This window comes from Rhodoplanes roseus (genome assembly GCF_003258865.1).
Classification (GTDB): domain Bacteria; phylum Pseudomonadota; class Alphaproteobacteria; order Rhizobiales; family Xanthobacteraceae; genus Rhodoplanes; species Rhodoplanes roseus.
This window is the reverse complement of the sequence record NZ_NPEX01000633.1, coordinates 1-686: the sequence shown is the minus strand read 5'-3', so window position 1 is coordinate 686 and position 686 is coordinate 1. Positions and strand designations below refer to the sequence as shown.

The following is a 686-nucleotide window of genomic DNA, read 5'->3' as shown; positions in this document are numbered from 1 at the left end:
GTCGCGCTCGCCGACGGCACCCGGCTCGTCAATCACGTCGATCTCGCCGTCGCGCCGGCCGAGCGCGTGCTGCTGGTCGGGGATTCGGGCACCGGCAAGAGCGCCTTGGTGCGCTCGCTCGGCGGATGCTGGCCGTGGGGCGAAGGAGAGATCGCCCATCCGGGCGCCGTCGCGGTGGTGCCGCAACGCCCCTACGTGCCGGCCGGCAGCCTGCGGGAGGCCGTCGCCTATCCGCGGCCGCGCGGGGCCGTCGACGACGCGGCCGTGCGCGATGCGCTCGCGGCCGTCGGCCTGGCGCCGTTCCTGCCGCGGCTCGACGAGGACCTGCCGTGGGAGCGGATGCTGTCGGCCGGGGAGAAGCAGCGGCTCGCCTTCGCGCGGCTGCTGCTCCACCGCCCGGCCGTGATCGTGCTGGACGAGGCGACCTCGGCGCTCGACGTCGCCGCCCAGGCGCAGGTGATGACGGTCGTGGCGGACCGGCTGCCCGAGGCCGCCGTCCTGAGCGTCGGTCACCGGCCCGAGCTCGCCGCGTTTCACGACCGTCGCGTGACTCTGACCCGTCGCCCCGACGGCGCCCGGATCGTCGCCGACGAGCCGCTTCGCTCGACGCGGGCCCCGGCCGCCCGCGCCGCCACGGCGCCGCCCGAGCGGGTCGAGCCGCAGACGACCTGAGTCGCCCCGTCGCC

Annotated in this window: 1 protein-coding gene; it reads left to right on the top strand. The window is 77.1% G+C overall.

From position 1 onward, the window contains the following. Positions 1 to 672 (top strand): ATP-binding cassette domain-containing protein (locus tag CH341_RS31690; protein ID WP_146604723.1); only part of this gene is annotated, 672 nt, incomplete at its 5' end. Positions 673 to 686: the final 14 nt, after the last annotated feature.